Annotated in this window: 38 protein-coding genes; 2 read left to right on the top strand and 36 right to left on the bottom strand. The window is 57.7% G+C overall.

Translation table 11 applies throughout. The features are described from left to right. Positions 1-70 precede the first annotated feature (70 nt). Both CNX70_RS03395 and CNX70_RS03390 read right to left on the bottom strand, forming a co-directional pair. Positions 71-1429 (bottom strand): ATP-binding protein, encoded by a 1359-nt coding sequence (locus CNX70_RS03395; RefSeq protein ID WP_096233435.1) that lies wholly within the window; start codon positions 1427-1429, stop codon positions 71-73. After that, complete coding sequence (locus CNX70_RS03390) at positions 1426-2154, bottom strand: response regulator (RefSeq protein ID WP_035824023.1); 729 nt, start codon at positions 2152-2154, stop codon at positions 1426-1428. Before CNX70_RS03390 ends, CNX70_RS03395 begins: the two co-directional genes overlap by 4 nt. Positions 2155-2341: 187 nt before the next feature. Between CNX70_RS03390 and CNX70_RS03385 the strand changes: the two genes are divergently transcribed. Next, positions 2342-2875, top strand: a complete 534-nt coding sequence (locus CNX70_RS03385) for a Spy/CpxP family protein refolding chaperone (RefSeq protein WP_157750887.1) — start codon at positions 2342-2344, stop codon at positions 2873-2875. 84 nt (positions 2876-2959) lie between these two features. Here the strand turns inward: CNX70_RS03385 and dsbD are convergent, their stop codons facing one another. The 32 genes from dsbD to creB all read right to left on the bottom strand — a co-directional run bounded on the left by dsbD (position 2960) and on the right by creB (position 23050). Next, entirely contained in the window at positions 2960-4906 is a 1947-nt protein-coding gene (gene dsbD, locus CNX70_RS03380) for a protein-disulfide reductase DsbD (protein WP_096233431.1), read from the bottom strand. Between the two features lie 158 nt (positions 4907-5064). Next, positions 5065-5457, bottom strand: coding sequence for a 50S ribosomal protein L17 (gene rplQ, locus CNX70_RS03375; protein WP_010394482.1), 393 nt, complete (start codon positions 5455-5457; stop codon positions 5065-5067). Between the two features lie 132 nt (positions 5458-5589). Next, positions 5590-6567, bottom strand: a complete 978-nt coding sequence (locus CNX70_RS03370) for a DNA-directed RNA polymerase subunit alpha (protein ID WP_008444343.1) — start codon at positions 6565-6567, stop codon at positions 5590-5592. A 102-nt stretch (positions 6568-6669) separates the two neighbouring features. After that, the gene (gene rpsD / locus CNX70_RS03365; protein WP_010394478.1) at positions 6670-7293 is read right to left on the bottom strand and encodes a 30S ribosomal protein S4; all 624 of its coding nucleotides are present in this window, start codon (positions 7291-7293) and stop codon (positions 6670-6672) included. Between the two features lie 257 nt (positions 7294-7550). Further along, positions 7551-7955 carry a 30S ribosomal protein S11 gene (gene rpsK / locus CNX70_RS03360; protein WP_010394475.1) on the bottom strand — a complete coding sequence of 135 codons (405 nt, stop codon included), beginning with the start codon at positions 7953-7955 and terminating at the stop codon, positions 7551-7553. 17 nt (positions 7956-7972) lie between these two features. Beyond that, entirely contained in the window at positions 7973-8338 is a 366-nt protein-coding gene (rpsM, locus tag CNX70_RS03355) for a 30S ribosomal protein S13 (protein ID WP_046681666.1), read from the bottom strand. A 14-nt stretch (positions 8339-8352) separates the two neighbouring features. Continuing rightward, on the bottom strand, positions 8353-8466 hold the full coding sequence (gene rpmJ / locus CNX70_RS03350) for a 50S ribosomal protein L36 (protein ID WP_010394471.1): 114 nt from the start codon (positions 8464-8466) through the stop codon (positions 8353-8355). 42 nt (positions 8467-8508) lie between these two features. Next, a complete protein-coding gene (gene infA / locus CNX70_RS03345; protein WP_005663428.1) occupies positions 8509-8727 on the bottom strand; it encodes a translation initiation factor IF-1 in 219 nt (72 codons plus the stop codon). Positions 8728-8745: 18 nt separating this feature from the next. Continuing rightward, complete coding sequence (gene secY, locus CNX70_RS03340) at positions 8746-10080, bottom strand: preprotein translocase subunit SecY (protein WP_010394438.1); 1335 nt, start codon at positions 10078-10080, stop codon at positions 8746-8748. A 32-nt stretch (positions 10081-10112) separates the two neighbouring features. Beyond that, the gene (rplO, locus tag CNX70_RS03335; protein ID WP_034753211.1) at positions 10113-10544 is read right to left on the bottom strand and encodes a 50S ribosomal protein L15; all 432 of its coding nucleotides are present in this window, start codon (positions 10542-10544) and stop codon (positions 10113-10115) included. A gap of 30 nt (positions 10545-10574) precedes the next feature. After that, positions 10575-10754 carry a 50S ribosomal protein L30 gene (gene rpmD, locus CNX70_RS03330; protein ID WP_010394435.1) on the bottom strand — a complete coding sequence of 60 codons (180 nt, stop codon included), beginning with the start codon at positions 10752-10754 and terminating at the stop codon, positions 10575-10577. Positions 10755-10764: 10 nt separating this feature from the next. Then, positions 10765-11283 (bottom strand): 30S ribosomal protein S5, encoded by a 519-nt coding sequence (rpsE, locus tag CNX70_RS03325; protein WP_010394433.1) that lies wholly within the window; start codon positions 11281-11283, stop codon positions 10765-10767. A 9-nt stretch (positions 11284-11292) separates the two neighbouring features. Next, positions 11293-11655 (bottom strand): 50S ribosomal protein L18, encoded by a 363-nt coding sequence (rplR, locus tag CNX70_RS03320; protein WP_071079767.1) that lies wholly within the window; start codon positions 11653-11655, stop codon positions 11293-11295. Between the two features lie 13 nt (positions 11656-11668). Then, on the bottom strand, positions 11669-12202 hold the full coding sequence (gene rplF / locus CNX70_RS03315) for a 50S ribosomal protein L6 (RefSeq protein ID WP_034778281.1): 534 nt from the start codon (positions 12200-12202) through the stop codon (positions 11669-11671). Between the two features lie 10 nt (positions 12203-12212). After that, positions 12213-12608, bottom strand: a complete 396-nt coding sequence (gene rpsH / locus CNX70_RS03310) for a 30S ribosomal protein S8 (protein WP_010394425.1) — start codon at positions 12606-12608, stop codon at positions 12213-12215. A gap of 14 nt (positions 12609-12622) precedes the next feature. Continuing rightward, positions 12623-12928 carry a 30S ribosomal protein S14 gene (rpsN, locus tag CNX70_RS03305; protein WP_010394423.1) on the bottom strand — a complete coding sequence of 102 codons (306 nt, stop codon included), beginning with the start codon at positions 12926-12928 and terminating at the stop codon, positions 12623-12625. 2 nt (positions 12929-12930) lie between these two features. Then, a complete protein-coding gene (gene rplE / locus CNX70_RS03300; RefSeq protein ID WP_010394421.1) occupies positions 12931-13470 on the bottom strand; it encodes a 50S ribosomal protein L5 in 540 nt (179 codons plus the stop codon). A 6-nt stretch (positions 13471-13476) separates the two neighbouring features. Continuing rightward, positions 13477-13791 (bottom strand): 50S ribosomal protein L24, encoded by a 315-nt coding sequence (gene rplX, locus CNX70_RS03295; RefSeq protein WP_034753204.1) that lies wholly within the window; start codon positions 13789-13791, stop codon positions 13477-13479. A gap of 9 nt (positions 13792-13800) precedes the next feature. Further along, complete coding sequence (gene rplN, locus CNX70_RS03290; RefSeq protein ID WP_008444317.1) at positions 13801-14169, bottom strand: 50S ribosomal protein L14; 369 nt, start codon at positions 14167-14169, stop codon at positions 13801-13803. Between the two features lie 253 nt (positions 14170-14422). Then, positions 14423-14695, bottom strand: coding sequence for a 30S ribosomal protein S17 (gene rpsQ, locus CNX70_RS03285; RefSeq protein WP_010394415.1), 273 nt, complete (start codon positions 14693-14695; stop codon positions 14423-14425). After that, complete coding sequence (gene rpmC, locus CNX70_RS03280) at positions 14692-14883, bottom strand: 50S ribosomal protein L29 (protein WP_071079768.1); 192 nt, start codon at positions 14881-14883, stop codon at positions 14692-14694. Before rpmC ends, rpsQ begins: the two co-directional genes overlap by 4 nt. 12 nt (positions 14884-14895) lie before the next feature. Next, on the bottom strand, positions 14896-15315 hold the full coding sequence (gene rplP, locus CNX70_RS03275) for a 50S ribosomal protein L16 (RefSeq protein ID WP_017877854.1): 420 nt from the start codon (positions 15313-15315) through the stop codon (positions 14896-14898). 2 nt (positions 15316-15317) lie between these two features. Next, complete coding sequence (gene rpsC / locus CNX70_RS03270) at positions 15318-16142, bottom strand: 30S ribosomal protein S3 (protein ID WP_034753199.1); 825 nt, start codon at positions 16140-16142, stop codon at positions 15318-15320. A gap of 9 nt (positions 16143-16151) precedes the next feature. Beyond that, positions 16152-16484, bottom strand: a complete 333-nt coding sequence (rplV, locus tag CNX70_RS03265) for a 50S ribosomal protein L22 (RefSeq protein ID WP_170840583.1) — start codon at positions 16482-16484, stop codon at positions 16152-16154. Beyond that, the gene (gene rpsS / locus CNX70_RS03260; protein ID WP_008444295.1) at positions 16481-16756 is read right to left on the bottom strand and encodes a 30S ribosomal protein S19; all 276 of its coding nucleotides are present in this window, start codon (positions 16754-16756) and stop codon (positions 16481-16483) included. The genes rplV and rpsS overlap by 4 nt, the downstream gene beginning before the upstream one ends. Positions 16757-16766: 10 nt before the next feature. Then, positions 16767-17594: a 50S ribosomal protein L2 gene (rplB, locus tag CNX70_RS03255; RefSeq protein ID WP_010394400.1), complete on the bottom strand. Its 828-nt coding sequence runs from the start codon at positions 17592-17594 to the stop codon at positions 16767-16769. Then, complete coding sequence (gene rplW, locus CNX70_RS03250; protein WP_010394398.1) at positions 17594-17911, bottom strand: 50S ribosomal protein L23; 318 nt, start codon at positions 17909-17911, stop codon at positions 17594-17596. The genes rplB and rplW overlap by 1 nt, the downstream gene beginning before the upstream one ends. Further along, positions 17908-18528, bottom strand: coding sequence for a 50S ribosomal protein L4 (rplD, locus tag CNX70_RS03245; RefSeq protein WP_034753197.1), 621 nt, complete (start codon positions 18526-18528; stop codon positions 17908-17910). Before rplD ends, rplW begins: the two co-directional genes overlap by 4 nt. A gap of 3 nt (positions 18529-18531) precedes the next feature. Continuing rightward, the gene (gene rplC / locus CNX70_RS03240; RefSeq protein WP_071079769.1) at positions 18532-19188 is read right to left on the bottom strand and encodes a 50S ribosomal protein L3; all 657 of its coding nucleotides are present in this window, start codon (positions 19186-19188) and stop codon (positions 18532-18534) included. Between the two features lie 215 nt (positions 19189-19403). Continuing rightward, on the bottom strand, positions 19404-20813 hold the full coding sequence (creD, locus tag CNX70_RS03235) for a cell envelope integrity protein CreD (protein WP_096233429.1): 1410 nt from the start codon (positions 20811-20813) through the stop codon (positions 19404-19406). A gap of 87 nt (positions 20814-20900) precedes the next feature. Further along, the gene (gene creC / locus CNX70_RS03230; protein WP_096233427.1) at positions 20901-22322 is read right to left on the bottom strand and encodes a two-component system sensor histidine kinase CreC; all 1422 of its coding nucleotides are present in this window, start codon (positions 22320-22322) and stop codon (positions 20901-20903) included. After that, the gene (gene creB, locus CNX70_RS03225; protein ID WP_096233425.1) at positions 22319-23050 is read right to left on the bottom strand and encodes a two-component system response regulator CreB; all 732 of its coding nucleotides are present in this window, start codon (positions 23048-23050) and stop codon (positions 22319-22321) included. Before creB ends, creC begins: the two co-directional genes overlap by 4 nt. 175 nt (positions 23051-23225) lie before the next feature. Here creB and CNX70_RS03220 point away from each other — a divergent pair, with 175 nt between their 5' ends. Beyond that, positions 23226-23771: a tetratricopeptide repeat protein gene (locus tag CNX70_RS03220; protein ID WP_096233423.1), complete on the top strand. Its 546-nt coding sequence runs from the start codon at positions 23226-23228 to the stop codon at positions 23769-23771. Between the two features lie 22 nt (positions 23772-23793). Here CNX70_RS03220 and CNX70_RS03215 read toward each other — a convergent pair whose 3' ends face one another. Continuing rightward, a complete protein-coding gene (locus CNX70_RS03215; RefSeq protein WP_096233421.1) occupies positions 23794-24639 on the bottom strand; it encodes a DUF817 domain-containing protein in 846 nt (281 codons plus the stop codon). A gap of 215 nt (positions 24640-24854) precedes the next feature. Beyond that, a complete protein-coding gene (gene rpsJ, locus CNX70_RS03210) occupies positions 24855-25172 on the bottom strand; it encodes a 30S ribosomal protein S10 (RefSeq protein ID WP_010394389.1) in 318 nt (105 codons plus the stop codon). Between the last annotated feature and the right edge of the window lie 107 nt (positions 25173-25279).

The following is a 25279-nucleotide window of genomic DNA, read 5'->3' as shown; positions in this document are numbered from 1 at the left end:
GCAGCGCAGGGCCGCAGGTTGAAGGTAGTTGCCAGGGGGCGTAAAGCCCAATATTGTCGCACGGAAATGCTCACTTTCCCGCGTAATACTCTGGCACGATCAGGGTGACTTCCAGTCCACCGTCGACATGATTCAGCAGTGAAACCGTGGCGCCATGCTGCTCGGCGATGTTGCGCGCGATGGTCAGGCCCAGGCCCGTGCCACCCGATTCGCGCGAACGCGAGGTTTCGATACGATAAAACGGTTCGAACACTTTGGCCAGTTGATCTGGCGCAATACCCGGCCCGCCGTCGCGGATGCGGATGCGCGCCGCGCCGGCGATGCGCTCGACCGTCACCTGCGCATACTGGCCATATTTGACGGCATTGTCGATCAAGTTCACCAGGCAACGCCGCATGGCGATGGGCCGGCCCATCAAGGCCATGCTGGCCTGCCCGGCCAGGGTCACGTTCTGGCCGGCATCGGCCGCGTCGGAGCAGACGCTGTCGAGCAGGGAATCGAGATCGAGCGCCTGCATCGCTTCCGTGCTATCCATCGAACGGGCCAGGTCCAACCCTTCCTTGACCATGCTCTGCATGGCCGACAGGTCGCCCACCAGGCGCTCATACAACTCCGTATCGGCCACCTTTTCCAGGCGCAGGCGCAGGCGCGTCAGCGGCGTTTGCAAGTCGTGCGTGATGGCCGCCAGCATTTGTGTACGCTGGGAAATATGCTGGCGTATGCGCGCCTGCATGGCATTGAAGGCGGCGCTGGCCTGGCGGATCTCGCTGGCGCCCGACAGGGTCAGCGGCGGATGGTTGATGTCGTTGCCCAGGTCTTTCGCCGCCTGCGCCAGCTGTTTCAGAGGGCGCATGGTCATGCGCGTGACCAGGTAAGCGAGGATGGCGATGCTGATCAGGAAAGGCAGCAGAGTCATCCAGTCATTATGTTCATTGAACGGCGGCTGCTGGCGCGGCGGCAAGACCATCAGGCGCAGCACGTGGCCATCCTGCATGCGCACGTCGAGGTTTTCGCAGGTGCCGCCCCAAGGCTTGGCGCCGAACATGCCCGGCGACTGGCGCGGCTTGACGCAGGCTTCCGGGCGTTCGGCCAGCGCGCTGACCTTGAAACCCTCGCCCAGCTTGGCTTGCAGGGCGCTGGAAAATTCCGTCGGCATACCGGGCTTATGTTCCGTGTCGGGACGCAATTCCAGGCGCACGCTGCCCTTGTTGGCCACCTTCAGGTAAGCGGCGCGCGAGGCCAGCGGCACCACGTCGGCCGCCATCACCAGCTGCTCGGCCCGCTCGACGGCGTGATAGTCGCGGTATTGTTCGATGGCGCGCTGGCGTTCGCCCACGGCCAGCCACTGCGTCAGCGCGGCCGAAGCGACGATGCCGATCAGCAGAAACATGAAGACTCTGCCCGTCATCGACCCCAGAAAGGCCTTCACGCGTGCGGCTCCACGTTGACTTGCCCGGCCAGCACGTAGCCGCCATTGCGCACGGTCTTGATGATTTGCGGCAAACGGGCATCTTCACCGAGCTTTTGCCGCAAGCGGCTGATCTGGATATCGATCGAGCGGTCGAACGGGTCGGCGTCGCGCCCCTGCGTCAGGTTCAGCAACTGGTCGCGGTTGAGCACGCGGTTCGGGTGTTCCAGGAATACGCGCAGCAAGCGGAACTCGGCGCCCGACAGCATGATCACCAGGCCCGTGGGATTGAGCAGGTGGCGCGCCGTGAGGTCCAGGGTCCAGCCGGAAAAGCGGATTTGCTGCGCCTTGTCCGAGGGCACGTTCGACGGCATGGCATGGCTGCGGCGCAGCACGCTGCGTATGCGCGCCAGCAATTCGCGGGGCTCGAACGGTTTCGGCAAGTAATCGTCGGCGCCCATTTCCAGGCCCAGGATGCGGTCCAGCGGCTCATTGCGCGCCGTCAACATGATCACCGGCACAGTCGATTGGGCACGCAGCTTGCGGCACAAGGTCAGGCCGTCGTCGCCAGGCAGGTTCAAATCGAGCACGATCAGGTCGGGCCGCGTTTCATCGAGAATCTTCCACATGGCCGTGCCATCTGCCGCGCCCAGGGTGCGGTAAGCGTTCGTTTCCAGGTAATCCGCCAGCAAGCTGCGGATGTCGCGGTCATCGTCGACGATGAGAATTGTAGAAGTGGGTTCCATGCTACGAATTATCCCCACTTCCCCCGCCCTTGCACAGCGCATTTGTATCGTCTTGTATATAGGAGACCCGAAGAAACATATAGATACAAACTGTCTGGCAGCGGACACTTCGGGGAAACATGGAGCGTCCACCATGGATTCATGTGCAGCAACATGTACATCCCTCATCTTTTACAAAGGAATCCAGATGAACGCCTCAATGACAACCTTGCGCAAGAATTTGATCATCGCCATGAGCGTACTCGGCATGGGTGCGGCATCGCTGACCGTCCACGCCCAGGAAGCGGCCGCCAGCGCGCCTGCCGCCAGCACCAAAATGCAACATGATGGCCAACGCGGCCCGCACCGCGGTGGCAACCCGGCCGAACGCATGGCCAAGTACCAGGCCCGTCTGCACGACAAGCTGAAGCTGACAGCCGCGCAGGAACCGGCCTGGGCCACTTTCACGGCCGCCAATGCGCCGAAAAAACCGATGGGCGACTGGAAAGCCAAGCGCGAAGCGATGGCCAAGCTGTCGGCGCCGGAGCGCATGGAGCAGTGGATCGCCATGTCGAAGGAACGCATCGCCAGCCAGGAAAGCCGTTTGGCCTCGCTGAAAACCTTTTATGCCGTGCTGACGCCGGAGCAAAAGAAAGTGTTTGATGACAGCGTGCCGGGCGGCAAGCACGGCGGCCATCGTGGTGGCCACCATGGCATGCAAGAGCATCCCAAAGCTGGGTAGGTCGGATTAGGTCCGCAGGACCGTAATCCGACAACGTTGACGTGTGCGGTGGTGTCGGGTTACGCCCTGGCGGGCTAACCCGACCTACTCCTCCAGCTTGCGCAGGGAGGTCAGGAAAGTGGCAGCATTCTGGAAGCCGATCACGCGCGACTGGGCGATCTCCTGCCCCTGCGGGTTGAACATGATGATGCCAGGCGGCCCGAACAGCTGAAAACGTTTCAGCATGGCCTTGTCGTCCGCATCATTGGCCGTCACGTCCACTTGCAGCAGCACGGCTTGCCCCATCTTCTCGCGCACGGCAGGATCGACAAAGGTCAGTTTTTCCATCTCGATGCACGACACGCACCAGTCCGCATAAAAGTCCAGCAAGGCTGGCTTGCCACCCAGCTGGGCCAGCGCCGCGTCGAGCTGCGCCACGGTCTTTACACGTGTAAAAGGTTGCGCGTGCACCTGGCCACCGCCCAGGTGCGCCAGCGGCGCCAGCGGGTCGCGGCCACCGCTGGCCACGCCCACCAGTTGCATCGCACCCAGCACGGCAAACACCAGGCCGAAGGCCTTGGCGACCCAGGCGTGCTTCGCACCGCTCTTGCCCACCAGCAGATACATGCCGTAACCGACGAACAGCACCGTCCAGCCCAGCATCTGCACGGCGCCCGGCAGCACGGGCGACACCAGCCACCAGGCCACGCCCAGCTGCAGCACGCCAAAGAAGCGCTTGACGGCATCCATCCAGGCGCCGGCGCGCGGCAGCAAGGTGCCGGCCGAGACGCCCACCAACAGCAACGGCACGCTCATGCCCACCGCCATGGCAAATAAAGCGCTGCCGCCGATGACGACGTCGCGCGTCTGGCTGATATACAGCAAGGCACCGGCCAGCGGCGCGGCCACGCATGGCCCCACGATCAGCGCGGAAATGGCGCCCATGACGAATACGCCCGCCAGGCGGCCCGACGATTGCTGGTTCGACACGGACGTCAGCTTGCCTTGCAGGAAAGCCGGCACTTGCAGCTCATAAAAACCGAACATCGACAGCGCCAGGCCCGCCATCAGCAAGGCGAAAAAGCCCAGCACCCACGGATTTTGCAGTTGGGCCGCCAAGCCTTCGCCCGCCAGCCCGGCCGCGACGCCCAGCGCCGTATAGACGATGGCCATGCCCAGCGCGTACGTCAGCGACAGCAGCAAGCCACGCGAACGGCTGACCTTGGCGCCATCGCCGATGATGATCGACGACAAAATCGGCACCATCGGCAGCACGCATGGGGTGAACGCCAGGCCCAGGCCCAGCAACATGAACAGGGGCACGATGACCAGCAGCTTGCCGCCCTTCAGTGCCGCTTCGATCTTGCCCATCTCGCTTTGCGCAGGCGCGGAACTTGCCGCCACGGGGGCCGCCGCTACCGGCTCGGGCGTGCTGGTGATGTCCGCCTGGGGAATGCTCAGCACGGATACGCCAGGCGACGCTTGCGCCTGCGGCCCGTTGACGGCCGCCGTGTCGACTGCCGGCGCGGCCGGCAAGGCAAACTTCGACGCCACGCCGCCCGGCGCCATGCTCTGGCCGCCACCACCGCCCACCAGCTGGGCCGTGGCATCCTGCGGTGCATAGCACAGGCCCTTGTCGGAGCAGCCCTGTCCCGTCGCCTTCAGGGTAAACGCGCCAACGGCCTGCACGGGAATGGTGATGGTGAGCGTCTTGCGGAACGTTTCCACGTTCTTCTGGAAGGTCTCATCGAACTTGACCTTGCCAGCCGGATACACAGGCGTGCCCAGCTTGGCGCCCACGGCCTCGAACTTGAAGCGCTCATGGTACATATAGTAACCATCGGCAATCACATAGGTGACGGCGATGGTGGAAGGATCCTGCATGCGGGCGGAAAATTTGAAAGCCAGCTCGGGATCGAGGAATTCATCGTCGGCGCGGGCATGGCCGGTGCCAAAAACGGCGATCAACAGGAAGCAACAGGCAGCAAACCAGGTGAGCAAAGGATGGCGTGGCGCGGCGCGCGCAGTGGCGCTGGAGAGGAGACGGGACATGAACTACCTTTTCGACCATTCGACAGAGGACGCGCGGAGCAGGCAGCGCTTGTGCCGGGCCGGCGCGAAAGGAGAATAGTACACTGCGGTAAGAATGACTGCAGCAGAAAACAAAAAAGCCAGGCTAGGCCTGGCTTTCTCAGATACAACTGGCGGGATTACTCGCCAGCGATTTCAACTGCTTCGGTCGTGTCTGGACGATCCATCAGTTCGACGAACGCCATAGGAGCGTTATCGCCTACGCGGAAACCCATTTTCAGGATGCGCACATAGCCGCCGTTACGGTTGGCGTAACGTGGGCCCAGTTCAGCGAACAGCTTCAAGACCATTTCACGATCGCGCAGGCGGTTGAAGGCCAGACGCTTGTTTGCCAGGCAGTCAGTTTTGCCCAAGGTCAGAATTGGCTCGACAACGCGGCGCAGTTCTTTTGCTTTTGGCAGGGTGGTTTTGATCGCTTCGTGACGCAGCAGCGATACTGTCATGTTGCGCAGCATTGCCAGACGGTGGGACGAGGTACGATTCAGTTTACGGAGGCCGTGACCGTGACGCATGATAAATCCTTTCGGTGAGTGTTTAAATTCCAGCTCTTCGATCGATGAAGCTAGTGCAACATCGCGGGCCGGTTTGGTGCTTCAAAATAAAAGCCTGGGACACCTGTCCCAGGCAGTTTGCTACAAAACGAATTACTTTTCCAGGCCTGCAGGCGGCCAGTTTTCCAGCTTCATGCCCAAGGTCAAGCCGCGCGATGCCAGCACTTCCTTGATTTCGTTCAGGGACTTGCGGCCCAGATTTGGCGTTTTCAGCAGTTCGTTTTCCGAACGTTGGATCAGGTCGCCGATGTAGTAGATGTTTTCCGCTTTCAGGCAGTTCGCCGAACGCACGGTCAACTCCAGGTCGTCGACTGGACGCAACAGGATAGGATCGACCAGCGGAGCGCGCGATGGCGCTTCGGCGGCAGCTTCCGTGCCTTCCAGGGCAGCGAACACATTCAACTGATCCACCAGAACGCGGGCCGACTGGCGGATCGCTTCTTCCGGCGAGATCACGCCGTTGGTTTCGATGTTGATGATCAGCTTGTCCAAGTCGGTACGCTGTTCGACGCGAGCCGATTCAACGAAGTACGATACACGGCGCACTGGCGAGAACGACGCGTCCAGGATGATGCGGCCGATGGTCTTGTTCGTGTCTTCCGACAGGCGACGCACGTTACCAGGAACGTAGCCGCGGCCTTTTTCAACCTTGATCTGCATGTCCAGCTTGCCACCAGCGGTCAGGTGGGCGATCACGTGGTCAGGGTTGATCAGTTCGACGTCATGCGGCAGGTCGATGTCGGAGGCCAGGATCGCGCCTTCGCCTTCTTTTTTCAGGGTCAGGGTTACCGAATCGCGGTTGTGGACTTTGAAAACCACACCCTTCAAGTTCAGCAACAGATCGACGACGTCTTCTTGCACGCCATCGAGGGAGGAATATTCGTGGACGACGCCGGCGATCGTCACTTCGGTCGGCGCGTAGCCTACCATCGACGACAGCAAGACGCGGCGCAACGCGTTACCCAATGTGTGGCCATAGCCGCGCTCGAACGGTTCCATCACGACTTTGGCGTGACCTGCACCGAGAGCTTCAACATCGATAATACGTGGCTTCAACAAACTGTTTTGCATGAAATGTCCTTTTCAATACCCTCGGCTCATTACACCGATAAGGCTGATGGCATTAGTAAAACGCCCACTCGATCGAGTGGGCGGTGATGGTGCTAACTACTATTAACGCGAGTACAGCTCGACGATCAGCGATTCGTTGACGTCGTTAGCGATTTCGTTACGCTCTGGCAGGGACTTGAAGGTGCCTTCCATTTTCTTGGCATCAACCGAAACCCAGCTAGGCATACCAACTTGTTCAGCCAGCGACAGTGCTTCAACGATACGCACTTGCTTTTTCGATTTTTCACGAACAGCAACGATGTCGCCAACTTTGACCGCGTACGAAGCGATGTTGACAACGATACCGTTCACGGTGAACGCTTTGTGGCTGACCAATTGACGCGCTTCAGCGCGGGTCGAACCAAAGCCCATGCGGTAGCAAACGTTGTCCAGACGCGTTTCCAGCAACTTCAACAGCGTTTCGCCGGTGTTGCCTTTACGACGGTCTGCTTCAGCGAAGTAGCGGCGGAATTGACGTTCCAGCACGCCGTACATGCGTTTTACTTTTTGCTTTTCGCGCAGTTGGTTACCGTAGTCCGAGGTGCGGGCGCCGGATTTGACACCGTGCTGGCCTGGTTTGACGTCCAGTTTGCACTTGCTGTCGAGCGAGCGACGTGCGCTCTTCAGGAACAGGTCAGTACCTTCACGGCGGGAGAGTTTTGCTTTAGGTCCGATATAACGTGCCACGATGCTTCCTTTTTTTAATGATAACGCCCCAGCCACATGCATGATCAAACACGCTGCTGCGGTTAGGCGCTAGTCTGACTCAGCTTCAATCAGACGGTGGCTGAAAACGAAAAACCCGCCAAATGGAATTTGACAGGCAAGAACAGCCGGGCAGTATAACCGTTTCCGGCTCACTGCTCCAGCGATTTCACACAACTGTACTGAGTTACAACAGATAACAAAGCAGCTGGCGCCGAAGCGCCCTCTGCAACACTATCTTAGATACGACGGCGTTTCGGTGGACGGCAACCGTTGTGCGGTACCGGCGTCACGTCCTGGATCTCGGTGATCTTGATGCCCAGGTTGTTCAGCGCGCGAACAGCGGATTCACGACCAGGACCTGGGCCCTTGATACGTACTTCCAGGTTCTTGACGCCACACTCAACAGCCACTTTACCAGCGGCTTCCGCGGCGACCTGCGCTGCGAACGGGGTCGATTTACGCGAACCCTTGAAGCCTGCACCGCCGGAGGTAGCCCACGACAAGGCATTACCTTGACGATCGGTGATGGTAATGATGGTGTTATTGAACGAAGCGTGGACATGTGCAATGCCTTCAGCGACGTTCTTTTTAACCTTTTTACGCACGCGTGCTGATGCGGCGTTATTTTGCGACTTAGCCATAATTATTCCCTAGCGGATTATTTTTTCAGCGATTGAGCGGCTTTACGCGGTCCCTTGCGGGTACGTGCGTTCGTACGCGTACGCTGGCCACGGCAAGGCAGACCCTTGCGATGACGCATGCCGCGGTAGCAACCCAGATCCATCAAACGCTTGATGTTCATGGACAGTTCACGACGCAGATCGCCTTCGACGATGAATTTACCTACTTCATCGCGCAGTTTTTCCAGTTCGCTGTCATCCAGATCTTTGATCTTTTTGTTGGTTGCTACACCGGTCGATGCACAGATTTTCTCTGCGCGTGGACGGCCAACACCGTAGATGGCTGTCAGGCCGATAACGGTATGCTGATGATTTGGGATATTAACCCCTGCAATACGTGCCATTTGTTATTCCTCGATTAACCTTGACGCTGCTTGTGACGTGGTTCCACGCAGATTACGCGGACTACGCCTTTGCGCTTGATGATCTTGCAGTTGCGGCAGATCCGCTTGACTGATGCGAGAACTTTCATTTTTGGGCTCTTTCTTTCGCTTCTTTGGTTTGATTCAGTGTGTTACTTGGTACGGAACACAATGCGGGCTCGGCTCAGGTCGTACGGCGTTAACTCCACCGTCACCTTGTCTCCAGGGAGAATGCGAATATAGTTCATCCGCATTTTACCTGAAATATGCCCGAGCACCACGTGTCCGTTCTCCAGCTTCACTCGAAATGTTGCATTTGGGAGATTCTCAAGAATCTCGCCCTGCATCTGTATGACGTCGTCTTTTGCCATTCGGTATGTTTACCGCGCTTAACGCGTCGGAATTCCGCCCTTGAAATTTGCTTTGCGCAGCAGCGAATCATATTGCTGCGACATCACGTAGTTCTGTACTTGCGCCATGAAATCCATGGTCACAACTACAATAATCAATAAAGAAGTACCGCCGAAATAGAATGGTACTTTCCACTGGGCTTGCATAAATTCCGGCAATAAACACACCAGGGTGATGTAGACTGCGCCGGCAAGTGTCAAGCGTGTCAGGATCTTGTCGATGTAACGGGCTGTCTGCTCGCCTGGACGGATCCCGGGAATGAACGCACCGCTTTTCTTCAAGTTATCCGCTGTTTCTTTGCTGTTAAACACCAACGCTGTATAGAAGAAACAGAAAAACACGATCGCCACTGCGTACAACAGCGCATGGATAGGCTCACCAGGCCCCATCGATGCTGCCAAATCTTTCAAGAACCGCACCGCAGGGTTAGCGTTGTCGGCGCCCTTTGAAAACCAGTCCACGATAGTGGCCGGAAACAAGATGATCGAAGAAGCAAAGATCGGCGGGATCACGCCGGCCATGTTCAGCTTCAACGGCAAATGGCTGGTTTGACCGCCATAAATCTTGTTGCCTACCTGGCGCTTCGCGTAATTGACCAATATTTTGCGCTGACCGCGTTCGACGAATACAACGAAGTACGTTACCAGTGCTACCAGAATCACGATGAAAATCGCGCTGAAGCTGCCGATCGAACCATTCGACACCTGAGTGAACAAGCCACCCAACGCCGACGGCAGACCTGCTGCAATCCCGGCAAAAATGATGATCGAGATGCCATTCCCCAAGCCACGCTCGGTAATTTGCTCACCCAACCACATCAAAAACATTGTTCCGGTCAACAAAGTGACGACCGTCACGAAGCGGAATGCAAGACCAGGTTCCAACACCAGACCAGCTTGCGACTCCAGTGCGACTGCAATGCCCAACGCTTGGAACAGTGCCAGGGCAACCGTGAAATACCGGGTGTACTGGGTGATCTTGCGACGACCTGCTTCGCCTTCTTTTTTCAACGCTTCCATCTGCGGTGACACGATCGACAGCAATTGCATGATGATCGAGGCCGAGATATAAGGCATGATACCCAGCGCAAACACTGTAAAACGAGACAAGGCACCGCCCGAGAACATGTTGAACATGCCCAGGACGCCGCCTTCGTGCTCCTTGAACAGCGAGGCTAATTGTGTCGGGTCAATCCCGGGAACCGGGACGTGAGCACCGATACGATAAACCACCAATGCGCCAAGCAAAAACCAGAGCCGTCCCCAAGGGAAACCGGCCGCTGCACTTTTAGCAAGTTGTGGATTAGTCGCCAATTTTCGCTCCGATCAAGCTGTTAGCGGTCAACTCAGGCTACCGAGCCGCCGGCTGCTTCGATGGCGGCTTTCGCGCCAGCGGACACTTTCAAGCCCTTCAAATTCACCGCTTTGGTGATTTCGCCGGACAAGATCACGCGCACGTCACGGGCCAACACGCCCAGAACGCCAGCTTGCTTCAAGACCAGAATGTCGACATCGCCAACCGCCAGGTTGTTCAGATCGGACAGGCGCACTTCAGCTTTGAAGGTTGCGTGCATCGATTTGAAACCGCGCTTAGGCAGACGGCGTTGCAGAGGCATCTGACCGCCTTCGAAACCGACTTTATGAAAGCCGCCCGAACGCGATTTCTGACCTTTGTGACCACGACCCGAGGTTTTACCCAGGCCGGAGCCGATACCGCGACCGACGCGACGCTTGTAGTGCTTAGCGCCTTCGGCTGGTGCAATAGTATTCAATTCCATGATTTGCTCCGTTCGTGTAAGCCCGAAGGCTTACCCGACAACTTTAACGAGATACGATACTTTATTGATCATGCCGCGTACGGATGGGGTGTCTTGCAATTCGGAAACCGAATTTACACGACGCAGACCCAGACCGCGCACGGTAGCGCGATGCGATTCGCGCGTACCGATCAAGCCCTTGACCAATTGCACTTTGACTGTGTTTGTCATTTTGTCCACCTTAAGCCAGAATGTCTTCAACCGACTTGCCGCGTTTGGCAGCGATATCGGAAGCAGTGCTCATTTTCGACAGGCCGTCCAGCGTAGCGCGTACCAGGTTGTATGGGTTGTTCGAACCGGTGGATTTCGCCACCACGTCCGTCACGCCCATCACTTCGAAGATAGCGCGCATGGCGCCACCAGCGATCACGCCAGTACCAGGCTTAGCTGGGTTCATCAGGACCTTGGAGGCGCCGTGACGACCAACAACCGTGTGATGCAAGGTACCGTTTTTAAGCGGTACTTTGATCAGGTTGCGACGGGCTTCTTCCATTGCCTTCTGCACGCCAACTGGCACTTCTTTCGATTTGCCCTTGCCCATGCCGACGCGGCCATCGCCATCACCAACTACGGTCAGCGCGGCGAAACCCATGATACGACCACCCTTGACCACTTTGGTCACGCGGTTGATCGCGATCATTTTTTCGCGCATGCCATCATCCGGCTTGTCGCTTTGCATTTTTGCTTGCATTTTTGCCATGATTGATCCTTAGAACTTCAGACCGGCTTCGCGTGCGGCTTCTGCCAACGCTTTCACACGGCCGTGGTAACGGAAACCGGAGCGGTCAAACGCAACTTCGGTAATCCCTGCTTTCAACGCTTTTTCAGCGACGCGCTTGCCGATCAAGGCTGCAGCAGCGGCATTGCCGCCTTTGCCGGATTGGCCTGCCAGTTCAGCGCGAACTTCCGCTTCAGCCGTCGAGGCCGAAACCAGGATTTTTGCATCCGGGCTGATCAGGTTGGCGTAAATGTGCAGGTTGGTGCGATGCACCGACAAGCGATTTACTTTCAATTCCGCAATCTTGATGCGGGTTTGGCGTCCGCGGCGAAGCCGTGATTCTTTCTTATCCATCGTCAGCCCCTAATTACTTCTTCTTGGTTTCTTTAAGCTTAACCACTTCGTCCGCATAGCGAACGCCCTTGCCTTTATAAGGCTCAGGAGCGCGGTAAGCACGAACTTCAGCGGCTACCTGTCCAACCTGTTGACGGTCGATACCTTTAATCAGGATCTCGGTCGGGGTTGGTGTTGCGCAGGTAACGCCAGCTGGCATGTCATGCACTACAGGGTGCGAGAAACCCAGGGACAGATTCAACTTGTCGCCTTGAGCTTGCGCCTTGTAACCCACGCCTACCAGGTTCAGCTTTTTCTCGAAACCCTTGGTGACGCCAACAACCATGTTGTTGACCAGTGCGCGCAGCGTGCCGGACATGGCATTGGCTTCGCGGCTGTCGTTCGCCACGTCGAAACTCAGGGTTCCTGCATTGTTTTCTACTTTGACCTGGCCGGTGAGGGCCTGGGAAAGTACGCCCAGCGGGCCTTTTACGGTGATCGCTTGTGCGGAGATGGCGACTTCGGCGCCAGCTGGCACTACGATAGGCATTTTAGCTACTCGAGACATGTGTAACTCCTTAAGCCACGTAGCAAATAACTTCGCCGCCGACACCGGTAGCGCGTGCTTTGCGGTCAGTCATGACGCCTTGCGGAGTCGACACGATCGCCACACCCAAGCCATTCATCACAACAGGGATCTCGTCTTTACCCTTGTAGACGCGCAGACCCGGACGGGACACGCGCTCCAAGCGCTCAATAACGGGACGGCCAACATAATACTTCAAACCGATTTTCAGTTCCGCTTTGCCACCAGCTTCGGTAACAGCGAAATCTTCAATGTAACCCTCGTCCTTCAGGACGCTGGCAATCGCAATTTTGACTTTCGACGATGGCATGGCCACGGTCGTCTTTTGCACGCCTTGTGCATTGCGAATGCGGGTCAGCATATCGGCGATAGGATCGCTCATACTCATTGCATATTCTCCTATTACCAGCTTGCTTTTGTCATACCCGGAATTTCACCACGCATGGCGAATTCACGGAGCTTGATACGACCCAGACCGAATTTACGGAATGTGCCGCGCGGACGACCGGTGATGGCGCAACGATTACGTTGACGCGTCGGGTTCGAGTTACGTGGCAGCGCCTGCAATTTCAGGCGAGCTTCGTAGCGCTCTTCTTCCGATTTCGATTGATCATCGACGATGGCCTTGAGAGCTTCGCGCTTAGGGGCGAATTTCGCCACCAGGTCAGCACGCTTGATCTCACGATTAATCAGTGACAGTTTGGCCATGATCAGTTCCTGAAAGGGAATTTAAAGGCGGCGAGCAAAGCTTTGGCTTCGTCATCGGTCTTAGCGGTTGTCGTGATGCTGATATTCATACCGCGCAACGCGTCAATCTTGTCGTATTCGATTTCAGGGAAAATGATCTGTTCCTTGACACCGATGTTGTAGTTACCACGACCATCAAATGCACGGCCGTTCACACCACGGAAATCGCGTACGCGTGGCAGAGCCACGGTAATGAAGCGATCCAGGAACTCGTACATGCGAGCGCCGCGCAGGGTGACCATCGTACCGATCGGGTAACCTTCACGGATTTTGAAGCCTGCGATCGCTTTGCGGGACTTGGTGGTCACTGGCTTCTGGCCGGCGATCTTGGTCAAGTCAGCAACTGCGTGCTCGAGAACTTTTTTATCCGCGATTGCCTCACCAACACCCATGTTCAGGGTGATTTTGGTCAGGCGTGGAACTTCCATTACCGACTTGTAACCAAACTTGCTGGTCAGGTCGGCAACGACTTTTTCTTTATAGAATTCTTGGAGACGTGCCATGATTTCTTAAGCCTTCACTACTTCGCCGGAGGATTTAAAGATGCGAACTTTCTTGCCGTCCACTTCTTTGAAACCCACGCGATCTGCCTTGCCAGTCGCTGCATTAAACAATGCAACGTTGGACACGTGAATTGGCATGGTCTTATCGACGATACCACCAGTTACGCCAGTCATCGGGTTTGGCTTAGTCGCTTTTTTAGCGATGTTAATGCCGTCAACCACGATATGTTCAGCATCGATACGCTGCTGTACCACACCACGTTTGCCCTTGTCTTTCCCGGTCAGAACGATGACTTCGTCGTTTTTACGAATCTTATCCATTACGACTCCTTACAGGACTTCCGGTGCCAGGGACACGATTTTCATGAACTTCTCAGTACGCAGTTCGCGTGTGACAGGTCCAAAAATACGGGTACCGATCGGTTCCAGCTTGGCGTTCAACAGAACGGCGGCGTTGCCGTCGAACTTCACCAGGGAACCGTCTTGGCGGCGAACACCTTTAGCGGTGCGCACAACCACGGCGTTATAAATTTCACCTTTTTTGACACGGCCACGTGGCGCAGCAACCTTAACGGTTACCTTGATCACATCGCCAATGCCAGCATAACGGCGCTTGGAGCCGCCCAATACCTTGATGCACATTACTTCTTTGGCACCGGTATTGTCAGCCACTTCGAGCCGGCTTTCAGTTTGAATCATAGTATTCTCTTTCCCAACTTAAGCCGAAGAATCCACACAATGTAGACCCACGGTCAGTCTTGGTCCCGCCAGAGCCGCCCTGCTGGGCTTCACTGTTTGGGTGCATGACCTTCATACATTAACTGACCGCGAATGCTACTGTCTGTGACCAGACACTTTGCGGCGTTACATGAACGAAGCCCGCAAGTATTACATACAATTTGCGGGCCTGCAAGTACTAATTAAAAGCCACCGCCGAAGCGGTGGTTTTTATTTAAACGGTTGGTGCGGCTTGAACCACACGTGTCACCGTCCATGCCTTCGTTTTGGAGATCGGGCGACCTTCCTGGATCTCGACCGTATCACCGGCCTTGACTTGGTTGGTCTCGTCATGCGCGTGATACTTGTTCGAGCGCATGATGATCTTGCCATACAAAGGATGTTTTACGTGGCGCTCGATCAGAACGGTAACGGTCTTGTCCATCTTGTCCGAAACCACTTTACCGATCAGCGTGCGCTTGAGCGACTGTTTCACTGGTTCGTTCATTTGGCTTCCTTCAGATTCATTACCGTCTTCACACGCGCGATATCGCGGCGTACCTTCTTGAGCTGCGAAGTGTTGCTCAGCTGCTGCGTAGCGATTTGCATACGCAGGCCGAACTGTGCCTTCAACAAGTCATTCAGCTCTTTTTGCAGAGCTGGCTGGTCTTTGCCGCGGAGTTCAGTTGCTTTCATATTCAACTCCAATTATTGGCCGACTTGACGTACGACAAACGTCGTAGCCAGTGGCAGTTTAGAGGCGGCAAGACGGAAAGCTTCCCGTGCCAGCGCTTCATCAACGCCATCCATTTCGTACAGTACTTTGCCTGGCTGAATTTCAGCGACGTAGTACTCAGGATTACCCTTACCGTTACCCATACGGACTTCAGCCGGTTTGTTCGAAATCGGTTTGTCCGGGAAAATACGGATCCAGATACGGCCACCGCGCTTGATGTGACGCGTCATTGCACGACGCGCCGCTTCAATTTGACGCGCAGTGATACGACCGCGCGCAACTGCCTTCAGACCGAATTCGCCAAACGACACGGCGGTGCCGCGGCTGTGCGAAATACCGGTATTACGGCCTTTCTGCTCTTTACGATACTTTCTGCGTGCTGGTTGCAGCATGATTATTCTCCTGCTTTCTCAGCTGGTGCTGCTGCGGCGGCCGGTTTAGCGGCGGTACGCACACGTGCACCTGGTGCTGTGGATGGTTTCGCACCGGCACCGGCTGGACGCGGACGGCCAGCTGGCTTGCCATCGTCACGGCGTGGGCCGCGGCTTTTCTTCTCGTCAGCTGGGGTATCGATGACTGGCGCATCGCCGTTAGGCGCGCGGTCACCTTTGTATACCCACACCTTGACACCGATAATGCCGTAGGTGGTCGACGCTTCGCTGGTACCGTAGTCGATATCGGCGCGCAGGGTATGCAGAGGCACGCGGCCTTCGCGGTACCACTCTTTACGCGCGATTTCGATACCGTTCAGACGGCCGGACGACATGATCTTGATACCGAGAGCACCCAGGCGCATTGCATTTTGCATTGCACGCTTCATGGCGCGGCGGAACATGATCCGTTTTTCCAGCTGCTGAGCGATCGAATCGGCGATCAGTTGCGAGTCGATTTCTGGCTTGCGAATTTCTTCGATGTTCACGTGAACAGGTACGCCCATGATCTTGGTCAGCGCGGACTTCAGTACTTCGATGTCTTCGCCTTTTTTACCAATGACCACGCCTGGACGCGAGCTGTAGATCGTGAAGCGCGCGTTCTTGGCTGGGCGCTCGATAACGATGCGACCAACGGATGCGTTCTTCAGTTTCTTTTTCAGGTAAGCACGTGCTTTCAAGTCTTCGTTCAGCATGGCAGCGAAATTACCGTTGCCTGCATACCAGCGCGAAGCCCAGTTACGGGTGACCGCCAGACGGAAACCGGTTGGATGAATTTTCTGACCCATCGTGGCTCCTTAGTTACCGACAGTCACGTAAACGTGACAGGATTGTTTCGAAATACGGTCGCCACGGCCTTTTGCACGCGCGGTGAAGCGCTTCAGGACCGGGCCCTTTTCGACGTAGATCGTTTTCACGAACAATTCGTCGATGTCCGCACCATCATTGTGCTCGGCATTCGCAATAGCGGATTCCAGAACACGTTTGATGATCGCAGCACCTTTTTTCGGGCTGAATTGCAAGATGTTGAGTGCAGCGTCAACTTTCTTGCCACGGATCAGGTCAGCAACCAGGCGGCCCTTTTGGTCCGACAGGCGCACACCTTTGAGGATAGCTTTAGTTTCCATTATTTCTTAGCCTTTTTGTCAGCTGCATGACCCTTGAACGTACGGGTCAGTGCGAATTCGCCGAGCTTGTGACCAACCATGTTTTCGGAAACATAAACCGGCACGTGCAGCTTGCCGTTATGAACCGCGATCGTCAGGCCGATAAAGTCAGGCATGATTGTCGAACGACGCGACCAGGTTTTGATTGGCTTTTTGTCTTTGGCTGCTTGCGCGGCTTCAACTTTTTTCACCAGGTGGGCGTCACAGAACGGCCCTTTTTTCAATGAACGTGTCATGTGCTACCCCTTATTTCTTGCCGCGGCGCGAGACGATCATGGAAGTCGTACGCTTGTTGCTGCGTGTTTTCTTACCCTTGGTCTGTTGGCCCCATGGCGAAACTGGATGACGACCAGCTGCTGTTTTACCTTCACCACCACCGTGCGGGTGATCGACCGGGTTCATGACCACACCGCGAACGGTAGGACGAACACCGCGCCAGCGCATCGCGCCAGCTTTACCGATTTTACGCAGGCTGTGCTCGGCATTACCGACTTCACCAACCGTTGCACGGCACTCGATGTGCACGCGACGTACTTCACCCGAGCGCAGACGCACTTGAGCATAGGTACCTTCACGTGCCATCAGCACAACGCCAGCGCCAGCGGTACGTGCCATTTGGGCACCTTTACCTGGCAGCATTTCGACGCAATGCATCACGGTACCGACTGGGATGTTACGGATTGGCAAGCAGTTACCCGATTTGATCGGTGCTTCCGAACCGTTCATCACGCTGTCGCCAACGGCCATGCCTTTGGTTGCGATGATGTAGTGACGTTCGCCGTCGGCGTAGCACAGCAGAGCGATATTCGCGGTGCGGTTTGGATCGTATTCGATACGTTCCACTTTCGCTGGAATACCATCTTTGGTGCGCTTGAAGTCGATCAAGCGATAGTGTTGCTTATGACCACCACCGATATGACGGGTGGTGATGTGACCGTTGTTGTTACGACCAGCGGTCTTGGATTTCTTTTCAACCAGGGCAGCGAACGGACGACCTTTGTACAGGTCTGGGTTCACCACCTTTACCATGCCGCGACGGCCTGGCGAGGTTGGTTTCATCTTAACGAGTGCCATTATGCAGCCTCCTCGGAGAAGTTGATTTCCTGGCCAGGCTTCAGGCACACGAAAGCACGCTTGGTATGGTTACGACGACCGTTGAACTTGCCGGTGCGTTTCTGCTTACCTTCGCGGTTTGCAGTTTGCACGGACAGGACTTCAACCTTGAACAGCAGTTCGACCGCTGCCTTGATTTCAGGCTTGGTTGCATCCGGCAGTACGCGGAATACAATTTGCTCGTTCTTTTCCGCGACCATGGTGGCCTTCTCGGAAATCACGGGCGCCAACAGCACCTTCATCAAGCGTTCTTCGCTATGTTTCAAAATCGCGCTCATGCCAGCATCTCCTCAATCTTGGCCAATGCAGCTTTGGTGACCAGGATCTTCTTGTAGAACACCAGGGACATCGGGTCTGCGTGACGTGGCTCAACGACGAGTACGTTAGGCAGGTTGCGCGATGCCAGTTCCAGGTTTTCGTTCAGAACGTCGGTGATGATCAGAACCGAATCAAAGCCCAGGCCGTTCAATTTTTGCGACAACAGCTTGGTCTTTGGCGCGTCGATCGTCAGATCGTCGATGACGATCAGGCGCTCTTCGCGAGCCAGCTGCGACAGGATCGAGCAGATACCTGCGCGATACATCTTTTTGTTCACTTTGTGGGTGAAGTTTTCGTCAGGCGAGTTCGGGAAAATCCGACCACCGCCGCGCCACAGTGGCGACGACGACATACCAGCACGAGCGCGGCCGGTACCTTTTTGGCGCCATGGCTTTTTCGTCGTGTGGTGAACTTCTTCACGGTCTTTTTGCTTGCGGTTACCACTACGTGCATTCGCTTGATACGCGATGACGACTTGGTGGATCAGCGCTTCATTGTAGTCACGGCCGAAAATCGTATCGGCTGCAGCAACGTTCGAGGCGGCTTGACCTTGCGCATTCAGAAGCTTGAGTTCCATCGTTTAAGCTCCCTTCTTGGCTTTGGTTTTGATGGCTGGCGAGACAACTACCTGGCCATTTTTCGCACCTGGAATCGCGCCTTTGACCAGCAACAGCTGACGGTCGGCATCGATACGGGCGATCACGAGGTTCTGGATCGTACGGTTAACGTCACCCAGATGACCGGTCATGCGCTTACCAGGGAAAACGCGACCTGGATCTTGTGCCATACCGATGGAACCTGGAACGTTGTGCGAACGCGAGTTACCGTGCGTTGCACGGCCAGAAGAGAAGTGATAACGTTTGATAACGCCTGCATAGCCTTTACCAATGGTAACGCCTTGCACGTCGATCTTTTGACCGACTTCGAACAGGGAAGCAGCGACAACATCGCCAGCTTTCAGTTCAGCGGCTTTAGCAGCATCGACACGGAACTCTTTCAACAGAGTACCGGCTTCAACACCAGCTTTAGCGTGATGACCAGCAACAGCTTTGGTCACGCGGGAAGCGCGACGTTGACCGAATGCGACCTGAACAGCGGAGTAGCCATCTGTTTCAGGGGTTTTGATTTGCGCAACACGGTTGTTCGATACGTCCAACACGGTGACCGGGATCGAATCCCCTTCATCCGTGAAAATGCGCATCATACCAACCTTGCGACCGAGAAGGCCTAGGCTCATTTTTTCTCCATTCCCACCTGCGATTGGGCGGGGCTTGTTTAACTACAAAGTAACGTAGGATCCAAAAAAGACGAATCCATACCGAAGCCGACTAGTATATAGCACAAAAACCCTTGACGCAACAAGTTAACACGAGGTATGTCAAAGTGTTGCGCGCCGCCTCTGCGACAGTTGCCGGCGGCGCTGCAAAGGTCGGCTAATGTAGCATACATCGCCTATTCATGCGGCTCTGCAGCGGGCGCCACTGCGCCCTTGCCCACTTGATACCAGTCAACTTTACGCGTCGCCACCATGATGGCGGCCAGCACGGCGAACAACAGGATGCTGCCCATCACCAGCGCATTGTTTTCCGAGCTCAGCAAGCCATACAGGGCGCCATACAGCGCCGTCAGCGCCAGGCCGAAGCCGATCCCGCGCCAGGCATTGTGCAGCACGTGCGCCAGATAAAAGCTGGTCAGCGCAATACAGGCGGCGCTGGCGATCAGGTAGGCGGCGAGGAAGGCGATGTGCTCGGCCAGGCCCACCAGCAGCAGGAAGAAGATCACCAGCGACAAGCCCACCAGCAAGTACTGCACCGGGTGGATCGGCAGGCTCTTCAGGATTTCAAAGATGAAGAAGGCGGCAAAGGTCAGCGCCACGAACAGCAAGCCATACTTGGTGGCCCGATCCGATTGCGAATACACGTTCACCGGCTCGATGAAGCCCACGCTGAAACGGTCCACCTGGCCCAGCGGCGCGCTGTCGGGCACCTTGAATTCCCCCTCGATCGTGTTCAGCTGCGTTTGGGCATTGGTCGCCAGCGAGGAGATGCTCCACTCGACCTGAAAGCCATCGGCGTTGATCTGGCGGAATTTCGGCGACGGCAGGAAGCGTCCGCCAAACTGCGGATGGGGCCAGTTCGACTTGATGCTGACCTGGCTGTTTTTCGCCACCGGCACGAAATGCTGGCGTTCGATACCGTCCAGCCCCAGGTCAAAGCTGAATTTCACCTGTTGCGCTTGCGCCAGCGGCATGGCGCCCAGCGGCGCGTGCAGGCCGCTGCGGAAGGCAAACAAGTCGGTGCCCTGCTCGAACTCGATCTTCTGGCCGCCCCAGTCGATTTTCGGGATATTACGGATGCCGCGCACGTCCTCGATGGATAGCGCGACGAAAGGCGTGCCCAGGGTCATGCGCGAGTCCGGCGACTTGCGCGGCAGCTGGCCGACGGCCGGCAGCGTGAAGTCGCCCTTGAAGGCATGCTGGCCGCTGTACACCAGCACCTGGTGGATGCCGCGGTAGCGGCGGTCCGCATCGATGCTGCCATTGATCAGCAGGTTGTTCGGGTACACGAGCAAGCGGCGTTGCACCGTGCGGTGCAGCAACTCCGTGCGCACAGGCGCTTTCGCGTCCCTGTCATCGCCTTTGGCCACTTCCACGCGCTCTTCATATTGCTCCGTGTAGGGGATCACCAGGATGGGACCGATGATGGTTTGTTCGCGCACCGAATCGGCGGCGATGCTGTTGACGGCTTCCTGGCGGAATTCCATCCGTTCCTTGATCGTTTCCTGAATCATCAGCAGAGGCAGGCCGATCAGCAACATCAGGCCGAACACGATCAACGCTTTGACGAAGAGAGTTTTTTGCATGGCGCATCCTTGAAGTAAGGCGGCCAGTGTAGAAAAATCATGTGCGCTGATGATGCGCTGCGTGTGAAGTCTGGAAATAAATGCAGGCTAAGCCAGGGGCAGGCACAGGCGCGCGCAGGCGCCGCCATCGCGATGATTGAGCACCTCGACCGTGCCGCCATGCAGGGAGGCGACCTCGCGCACGAAGGGCAGGCCCAGGCCCGTGCTCTTGCCAGTACTCGGGCGCGGCAGGGAATAAAAGCGCTCGAAGATACGTTCCAGCGCATACGCGGGGATGCCCTCACCGCGGTCGCGCACGGCGATTTCCAGCTGGCTGCCCTGGCGCTGCGCCGTCAGCTCGATGCAGCTGCCCGGTGGCGCGAAGCCGGCCGCGTTGTCGAGCAGGTTGCCCAGCGCCTGGCGCAGCAACAGGGCGTCGCCCGCCACACTCGCCTCGTCCGCCTGCACCTGCAGGCGCACGCCGCGCGCCGCCAGGGTGGCGGCCGCGTCCTGCGCCACTTGCGCCAGCAGCGGCCCCAGCGCGATGCGCTCGGGATGCTCCAGCCGTTGCTGCTTCTCCACGCGCACCAGGGCCAGCAGCTTGTCGATCAGCTGCCGCTGGCGCGCATTCTGTTCCAGGATACTGGCGAGGAACTGGCGCCGTTCGGCCGGCGGCATGTCTTCCTGCAGCAGCTCGGCCGATGCCTGGATGGCGGCGATCGGGCTTTTCAATTCATGCGCCAGGGTGTGCATCAGCTGCTCCACATATTCCTTGCCTTCCAGGCGCGTGCGCATCGCCTCCAGCGCCCGCCCCAGAGTGCCGATCTCGTTCCTGCCCAGCGCCGGCAGCGCCACCTTGCGCCCTGCTTCCACGTCGCCGATGTAATGCATCAGCTTGCCCAGCGCATGGTGCAGCCACCAGGCGAATGCCAGGCCGATCAGCAACGACAGCAGCAACAGGATGGCGCCGCGCTGCAATATCTTGCGCTGGCTGCGTTCAACAAAGGCTTGCACGCTGGCATTCGGTTTGGCCACCGTCAGCACGCCGATCACTGCATTGCCGTCGCGAATCGGCGCGGCCACGTGCATCACCGTCGACATCTCGTCGTCGGGCCGGCTGCGCGTGCTGCGCGCGCCATACTTGCCCTGCAAGGTCAGATACACGTCATTCCAGCGCGAATAGTCGCGCCCCACGTCGCGGCCGCTGGAATCGAACAGCACGATGCCGTGCCGGTCCGTGATGGTGATGCGGTAGTCGAGCGTGCGCTTGCGCACTCCATTGATATTGACGTCCACGCCATGGCGCGCATAGTCCTGCATGCGCTCGGCCACGGGCGACTGTGCCAGCGTGCCCGCCTTCACATCGGGCGCCACCAGGCTGGCCAGCAGTTGCGAGGTATCGACCAAGGTATCTTCCAGGGTCGAGCGCACACCCGGCTTGACCTGCTCCATGAAGACGTTCAGCAAGAACCACGCGGCCAGGCCGACGATCAGGAAGTAGCCGAGCAGGATGCGCAGGCCGATCTTCATGCGCCGGCCAGGCTGTAGCCGAGGCCACGGTGGGTGTGGATGGGGTCGGCCTGCGCATCGATGGCGCGCAGCTTGGCACGCAGCGATTTGACGTGCGCGTCGACGGTACGCTCGAGCGTGTCGGGCGCCCCGCTCCACACGCGCGCCATCAGCTGCGCGCGCGACAGCACGTGGCCGGGATGCTCGAGCAGGATTTTCAACAACAGGTATTCATAGCGGGTCAGGTCCAGCGTCTGGCCGTGAAACAGCACTTTCGCCTCCAGCGCGCGCAATTCGAAGCGCGCCGGCGCGGTCGCGGCGACAGGTGCGGCTATCGTCATGCCAGTCTCGCGCGGCACCTGAACGGCACCTGCGCGGCGCAGGATGACGCGGATGCGCGCCACCAGTTCGCGCGGCGAAAACGGTTTGGTGACGTAATCATCGGCGCCGATTTCCAGGCCGACGATACGGTCTATCTCATCGCTGCGGGCCGTCAGAAAGATCACCGGCACCTCGGAAAACTGGCGCAGCCGGCGGCACACTTCCAGCCCGCTCATGTCGGGCAAGCCCACGTCGAGCACCACCAGAACGGGCATCTGCGCGGCTTCGCCGGGCGTTGGACGTAGCGCGGCCAGGGCTTGCTCGCCCAACATCACATGGCGCGGCGTAAAGCCGTCCGTGCGCAAGGCATAGGCGATGCTGTCGGCAATCGCCTGTTCATCTTCCACGATCAGGACAGTCTTGGACATGGCGGCGGCACGCATTAGTGGACAGACCCGGAGTATCCCTGAAGCACACAAGCGGCGTCAATCGCGCGCCTTGCGGTGCGCCGCCAAAAAGCCACCCGCCCCAAAAAACTTATAGTATATTTATCGCAGCATGACTCCACTGATACACCGCGTCCAACACCCGTCCGAGGAGACTATGAAGAACCATACCATCAGCCTGCTATGCGCTGTCAGCCTGCTGGCCGCTTGCGCGGCGCCAGCGACGCTCACCACTTCCAACGCACAACACGACGCCTGCAACGCGGCCGAGCTCAAAGGCCAGTTTGGCGAAGCGGAACTAGCTTGCGTACAGGCGCTGCGCAGCGCCGAGCAGGCCGGGGCCAGCGCGGATATCCTCTCGCAGCGCCAGTACAACCTGGGCCGCATCAAGCGCTTGCAGGGCAAGAATGCCGAGGCGGAGCAGTTGTACCGGCAAGCCCTGGCCACGGAAGAAGCGGCGCAGCCACGCAGCGATGCGCGCGTCGGCCGTCGCATGGTGGAGCTGGCGTCGGCGCTGGCGGCGCAAGGCAAGTGGCAGGAAGGCACGGGATACTTGGAGAAAGTGCTGCCGCTGCTGCCGAAGCTGTCGCCCGCCTCGCGCACGTATTCGGCGGAAGTGCTGCGCCAGTACGCCAGGCAGCTGCAAGGCAGCCCGCAGGCGGCACTCGGCAATCGCTTCGACGCGGTGGCGGCCAGCCTGTAATAAGAGACTCCCGGGGCCCGGCCTACGGCTGGGCGACGTGGATGCTGGCCTTGATGTGCTTGAGGTGGGCCACGATGGTGAACGTCATCACCACCAGCAGCGACCATGAACTCCATTTGCTGACATGCACCACCGACCAGGCACCAAGCTGGTTTGGATAACGCCACACGCCCCAGAAGGTGCTGATGTTTTCGGCCAGCCAGATAAAGAAGCCGACCAGCACAAAACCGAGCAGCAAGGGCATGCTGCGGTCGCGGTCGAGCGGACGGAACACCACGCTGGTGCGCGCGTACAAGCCCAGCGCGCAGGCGGCAAGATACCAGCGGTAGTCGCCGATGTAGTGATGGGTGAAGAAGTTGGCGTAGATGAGCAGCGCGATCAGCACCGCCATCCAGTACGGCGGATGGTGGCGTATGCGCATATCGAGCAGGCGCCAGGTCTGGATGATGTAGCTGCCGACGGCCGCATACATGAAGCCGGAAAACAGGGGCACGCCGAACACCTTGGTATAGGCGAAGTCGGGATAGCTCCACGACTGGATCGTCCCCGAGACCTTGAACACTTCCAGCGCGAAGCCGACCGCATGAAACAGGCAGATGGCTTTCAACTCATCCCACGTTTCCAGCCCGCTCCATACCATGGCAACCTGGATCGCCAGCGCTACCAGCAGCAGCACGTCATAGCGCGGCAAGCCGAACAGGCCGGCGCGCGGCACCAGGAACACGGCAGCAAAAAACAGCCCGACGAACAGGCACGCCCTCGCCTCCTTGATGCCGAAATACAGGAATTCGGTCAGGAAGCGCGGCCAGCCGCGCAAGCGCAGACGTGGAGTCGCATTTAACAGATGGGTATCGAGGGCATTAAGCATGCGGCAACTTTATCGTCCAGCCTCAGCACTGTAAAGCGATTTTGCATGCGTACGGCGCAGCCGCCAATGTTCGCCATGCACCAATAGCAATGGGGCCGGGCGCACTCACGATTGTGAGCAGGCCCGGCCCCATCATCAGGCAGCGGGACACCCCGCCGGCCTGGAACAGCTGTCAACACCTGATGCTACGGTATTGTCAGCCGCCCTTGAAACTCTTATTGCAGTTTGATTTCAACATCAACACCAGCTGGCAGGTCCAGCTTCATCAGCGCGTCAACGGTTTTGTCCGTTGGGTCAACGATGTCCATCAGGCGTTGGTGCGTACGGATCTCGAACTGATCGCGCGAAGTTTTGTTGACGTGCGGGGAACGCAGCACATCGAAACGTTGAATACGGGTAGGCAGTGGTACTGGGCCTTTGACGACAGCGCCGGTGCGCTTCGCGGTTTCAACGATTTCCAGAGCGGACTGGTCGATCAGTTTGTAATCGAAAGCCTTCAGGCGGATACGGATTTTTTGGTTTGGTGCCGACATGATATTTCCTTAAAAGAACGAACCGTGCAGTCTGCACGGCAATGAGGTCATACGGGAATTTCTGACGCAACAACCGTCAGGGTCGACATGATAGCACCAAAATGCTT

Source organism: Janthinobacterium svalbardense, assembly GCF_002327145.1.
GTDB lineage: Bacteria > Pseudomonadota > Gammaproteobacteria > Burkholderiales > Burkholderiaceae_D > Janthinobacterium > Janthinobacterium tructae.
The sequence above is the reverse complement of the archived record's forward strand: the minus strand, read 5'-3'. Positions and strand labels throughout refer to the sequence as shown.

Excerpts from the sequence above, each read along its gene's own strand:
- CNX70_RS03390 (WP_035824023.1), bottom strand. The coding sequence starts at position 2,154 with ATGGAACCCACTTCTACAATTCTCATCGTCGACGATGACCGCGACATC.
- CNX70_RS03385 (WP_157750887.1), top strand. The coding sequence starts at position 2,342 with ATGAACGCCTCAATGACAACCTTGCGCAAGAATTTGATCATCGCCATG.
- dsbD (WP_096233431.1), bottom strand. The coding sequence starts at position 4,906 with ATGTCCCGTCTCCTCTCCAGCGCCACTGCGCGCGCCGCGCCACGCCAT.
- rplQ (WP_010394482.1), bottom strand. The coding sequence starts at position 5,457 with ATGCGTCACGGTCACGGCCTCCGTAAACTGAATCGTACCTCGTCCCAC.
- CNX70_RS03370 (WP_008444343.1), bottom strand. The coding sequence starts at position 6,567 with ATGCAAAACAGTTTGTTGAAGCCACGTATTATCGATGTTGAAGCTCTC.
- rpsK (WP_010394475.1), bottom strand. The coding sequence starts at position 7,955 with ATGGCTAAGTCGCAAAATAACGCCGCATCAGCACGCGTGCGTAAAAAG.
- rpsM (WP_046681666.1), bottom strand. The coding sequence starts at position 8,338 with ATGGCACGTATTGCAGGGGTTAATATCCCAAATCATCAGCATACCGTT.
- rpmJ (WP_010394471.1), bottom strand. The coding sequence starts at position 8,466 with ATGAAAGTTCTCGCATCAGTCAAGCGGATCTGCCGCAACTGCAAGATC.
- infA (WP_005663428.1), bottom strand. The coding sequence starts at position 8,727 with ATGGCAAAAGACGACGTCATACAGATGCAGGGCGAGATTCTTGAGAAT.
- rplO (WP_034753211.1), bottom strand. The coding sequence starts at position 10,544 with ATGGAATTGAATACTATTGCACCAGCCGAAGGCGCTAAGCACTACAAG.
- rpmD (WP_010394435.1), bottom strand. The coding sequence starts at position 10,754 with ATGACAAACACAGTCAAAGTGCAATTGGTCAAGGGCTTGATCGGTACG.
- rpsE (WP_010394433.1), bottom strand. The coding sequence starts at position 11,283 with ATGGCAAAAATGCAAGCAAAAATGCAAAGCGACAAGCCGGATGATGGC.
- rplR (WP_071079767.1), bottom strand. The coding sequence starts at position 11,655 with ATGGATAAGAAAGAATCACGGCTTCGCCGCGGACGCCAAACCCGCATC.
- rplF (WP_034778281.1), bottom strand. The coding sequence starts at position 12,202 with ATGTCTCGAGTAGCTAAAATGCCTATCGTAGTGCCAGCTGGCGCCGAA.
- rpsH (WP_010394425.1), bottom strand. The coding sequence starts at position 12,608 with ATGAGTATGAGCGATCCTATCGCCGATATGCTGACCCGCATTCGCAAT.
- rpsN (WP_010394423.1), bottom strand. The coding sequence starts at position 12,928 with ATGGCCAAACTGTCACTGATTAATCGTGAGATCAAGCGTGCTGACCTG.
- rplE (WP_010394421.1), bottom strand. The coding sequence starts at position 13,470 with ATGGCACGTCTCCAAGAATTCTATAAAGAAAAAGTCGTTGCCGACCTG.
- rplX (WP_034753204.1), bottom strand. The coding sequence starts at position 13,791 with ATGGATAAGATTCGTAAAAACGACGAAGTCATCGTTCTGACCGGGAAA.
- rplN (WP_008444317.1), bottom strand. The coding sequence starts at position 14,169 with ATGATTCAAACTGAAAGCCGGCTCGAAGTGGCTGACAATACCGGTGCC.
- rpsQ (WP_010394415.1), bottom strand. The coding sequence starts at position 14,695 with ATGAACGAACCAGTGAAACAGTCGCTCAAGCGCACGCTGATCGGTAAA.
- rpmC (WP_071079768.1), bottom strand. The coding sequence starts at position 14,883 with ATGAAAGCAACTGAACTCCGCGGCAAAGACCAGCCAGCTCTGCAAAAA.
- rplP (WP_017877854.1), bottom strand. The coding sequence starts at position 15,315 with ATGCTGCAACCAGCACGCAGAAAGTATCGTAAAGAGCAGAAAGGCCGT.
- rpsC (WP_034753199.1), bottom strand. The coding sequence starts at position 16,142 with ATGGGTCAGAAAATTCATCCAACCGGTTTCCGTCTGGCGGTCACCCGT.
- rpsS (WP_008444295.1), bottom strand. The coding sequence starts at position 16,756 with ATGACACGTTCATTGAAAAAAGGGCCGTTCTGTGACGCCCACCTGGTG.
- rplB (WP_010394400.1), bottom strand. The coding sequence starts at position 17,594 with ATGGCACTCGTTAAGATGAAACCAACCTCGCCAGGCCGTCGCGGCATG.
- rplW (WP_010394398.1), bottom strand. The coding sequence starts at position 17,911 with ATGAGCGCGATTTTGAAACATAGCGAAGAACGCTTGATGAAGGTGCTG.
- rplD (WP_034753197.1), bottom strand. The coding sequence starts at position 18,528 with ATGGAACTCAAGCTTCTGAATGCGCAAGGTCAAGCCGCCTCGAACGTT.
- rplC (WP_071079769.1), bottom strand. The coding sequence starts at position 19,188 with ATGAGCCTAGGCCTTCTCGGTCGCAAGGTTGGTATGATGCGCATTTTC.
- creD (WP_096233429.1), bottom strand. The coding sequence starts at position 20,813 with ATGCAAAAAACTCTCTTCGTCAAAGCGTTGATCGTGTTCGGCCTGATG.
- creC (WP_096233427.1), bottom strand. The coding sequence starts at position 22,322 with ATGAAGATCGGCCTGCGCATCCTGCTCGGCTACTTCCTGATCGTCGGC.
- creB (WP_096233425.1), bottom strand. The coding sequence starts at position 23,050 with ATGTCCAAGACTGTCCTGATCGTGGAAGATGAACAGGCGATTGCCGAC.
- CNX70_RS03220 (WP_096233423.1), top strand. The coding sequence starts at position 23,226 with ATGAAGAACCATACCATCAGCCTGCTATGCGCTGTCAGCCTGCTGGCC.
- CNX70_RS03215 (WP_096233421.1), bottom strand. The coding sequence starts at position 24,639 with ATGCTTAATGCCCTCGATACCCATCTGTTAAATGCGACTCCACGTCTG.
- rpsJ (WP_010394389.1), bottom strand. The coding sequence starts at position 25,172 with ATGTCGGCACCAAACCAAAAAATCCGTATCCGCCTGAAGGCTTTCGAT.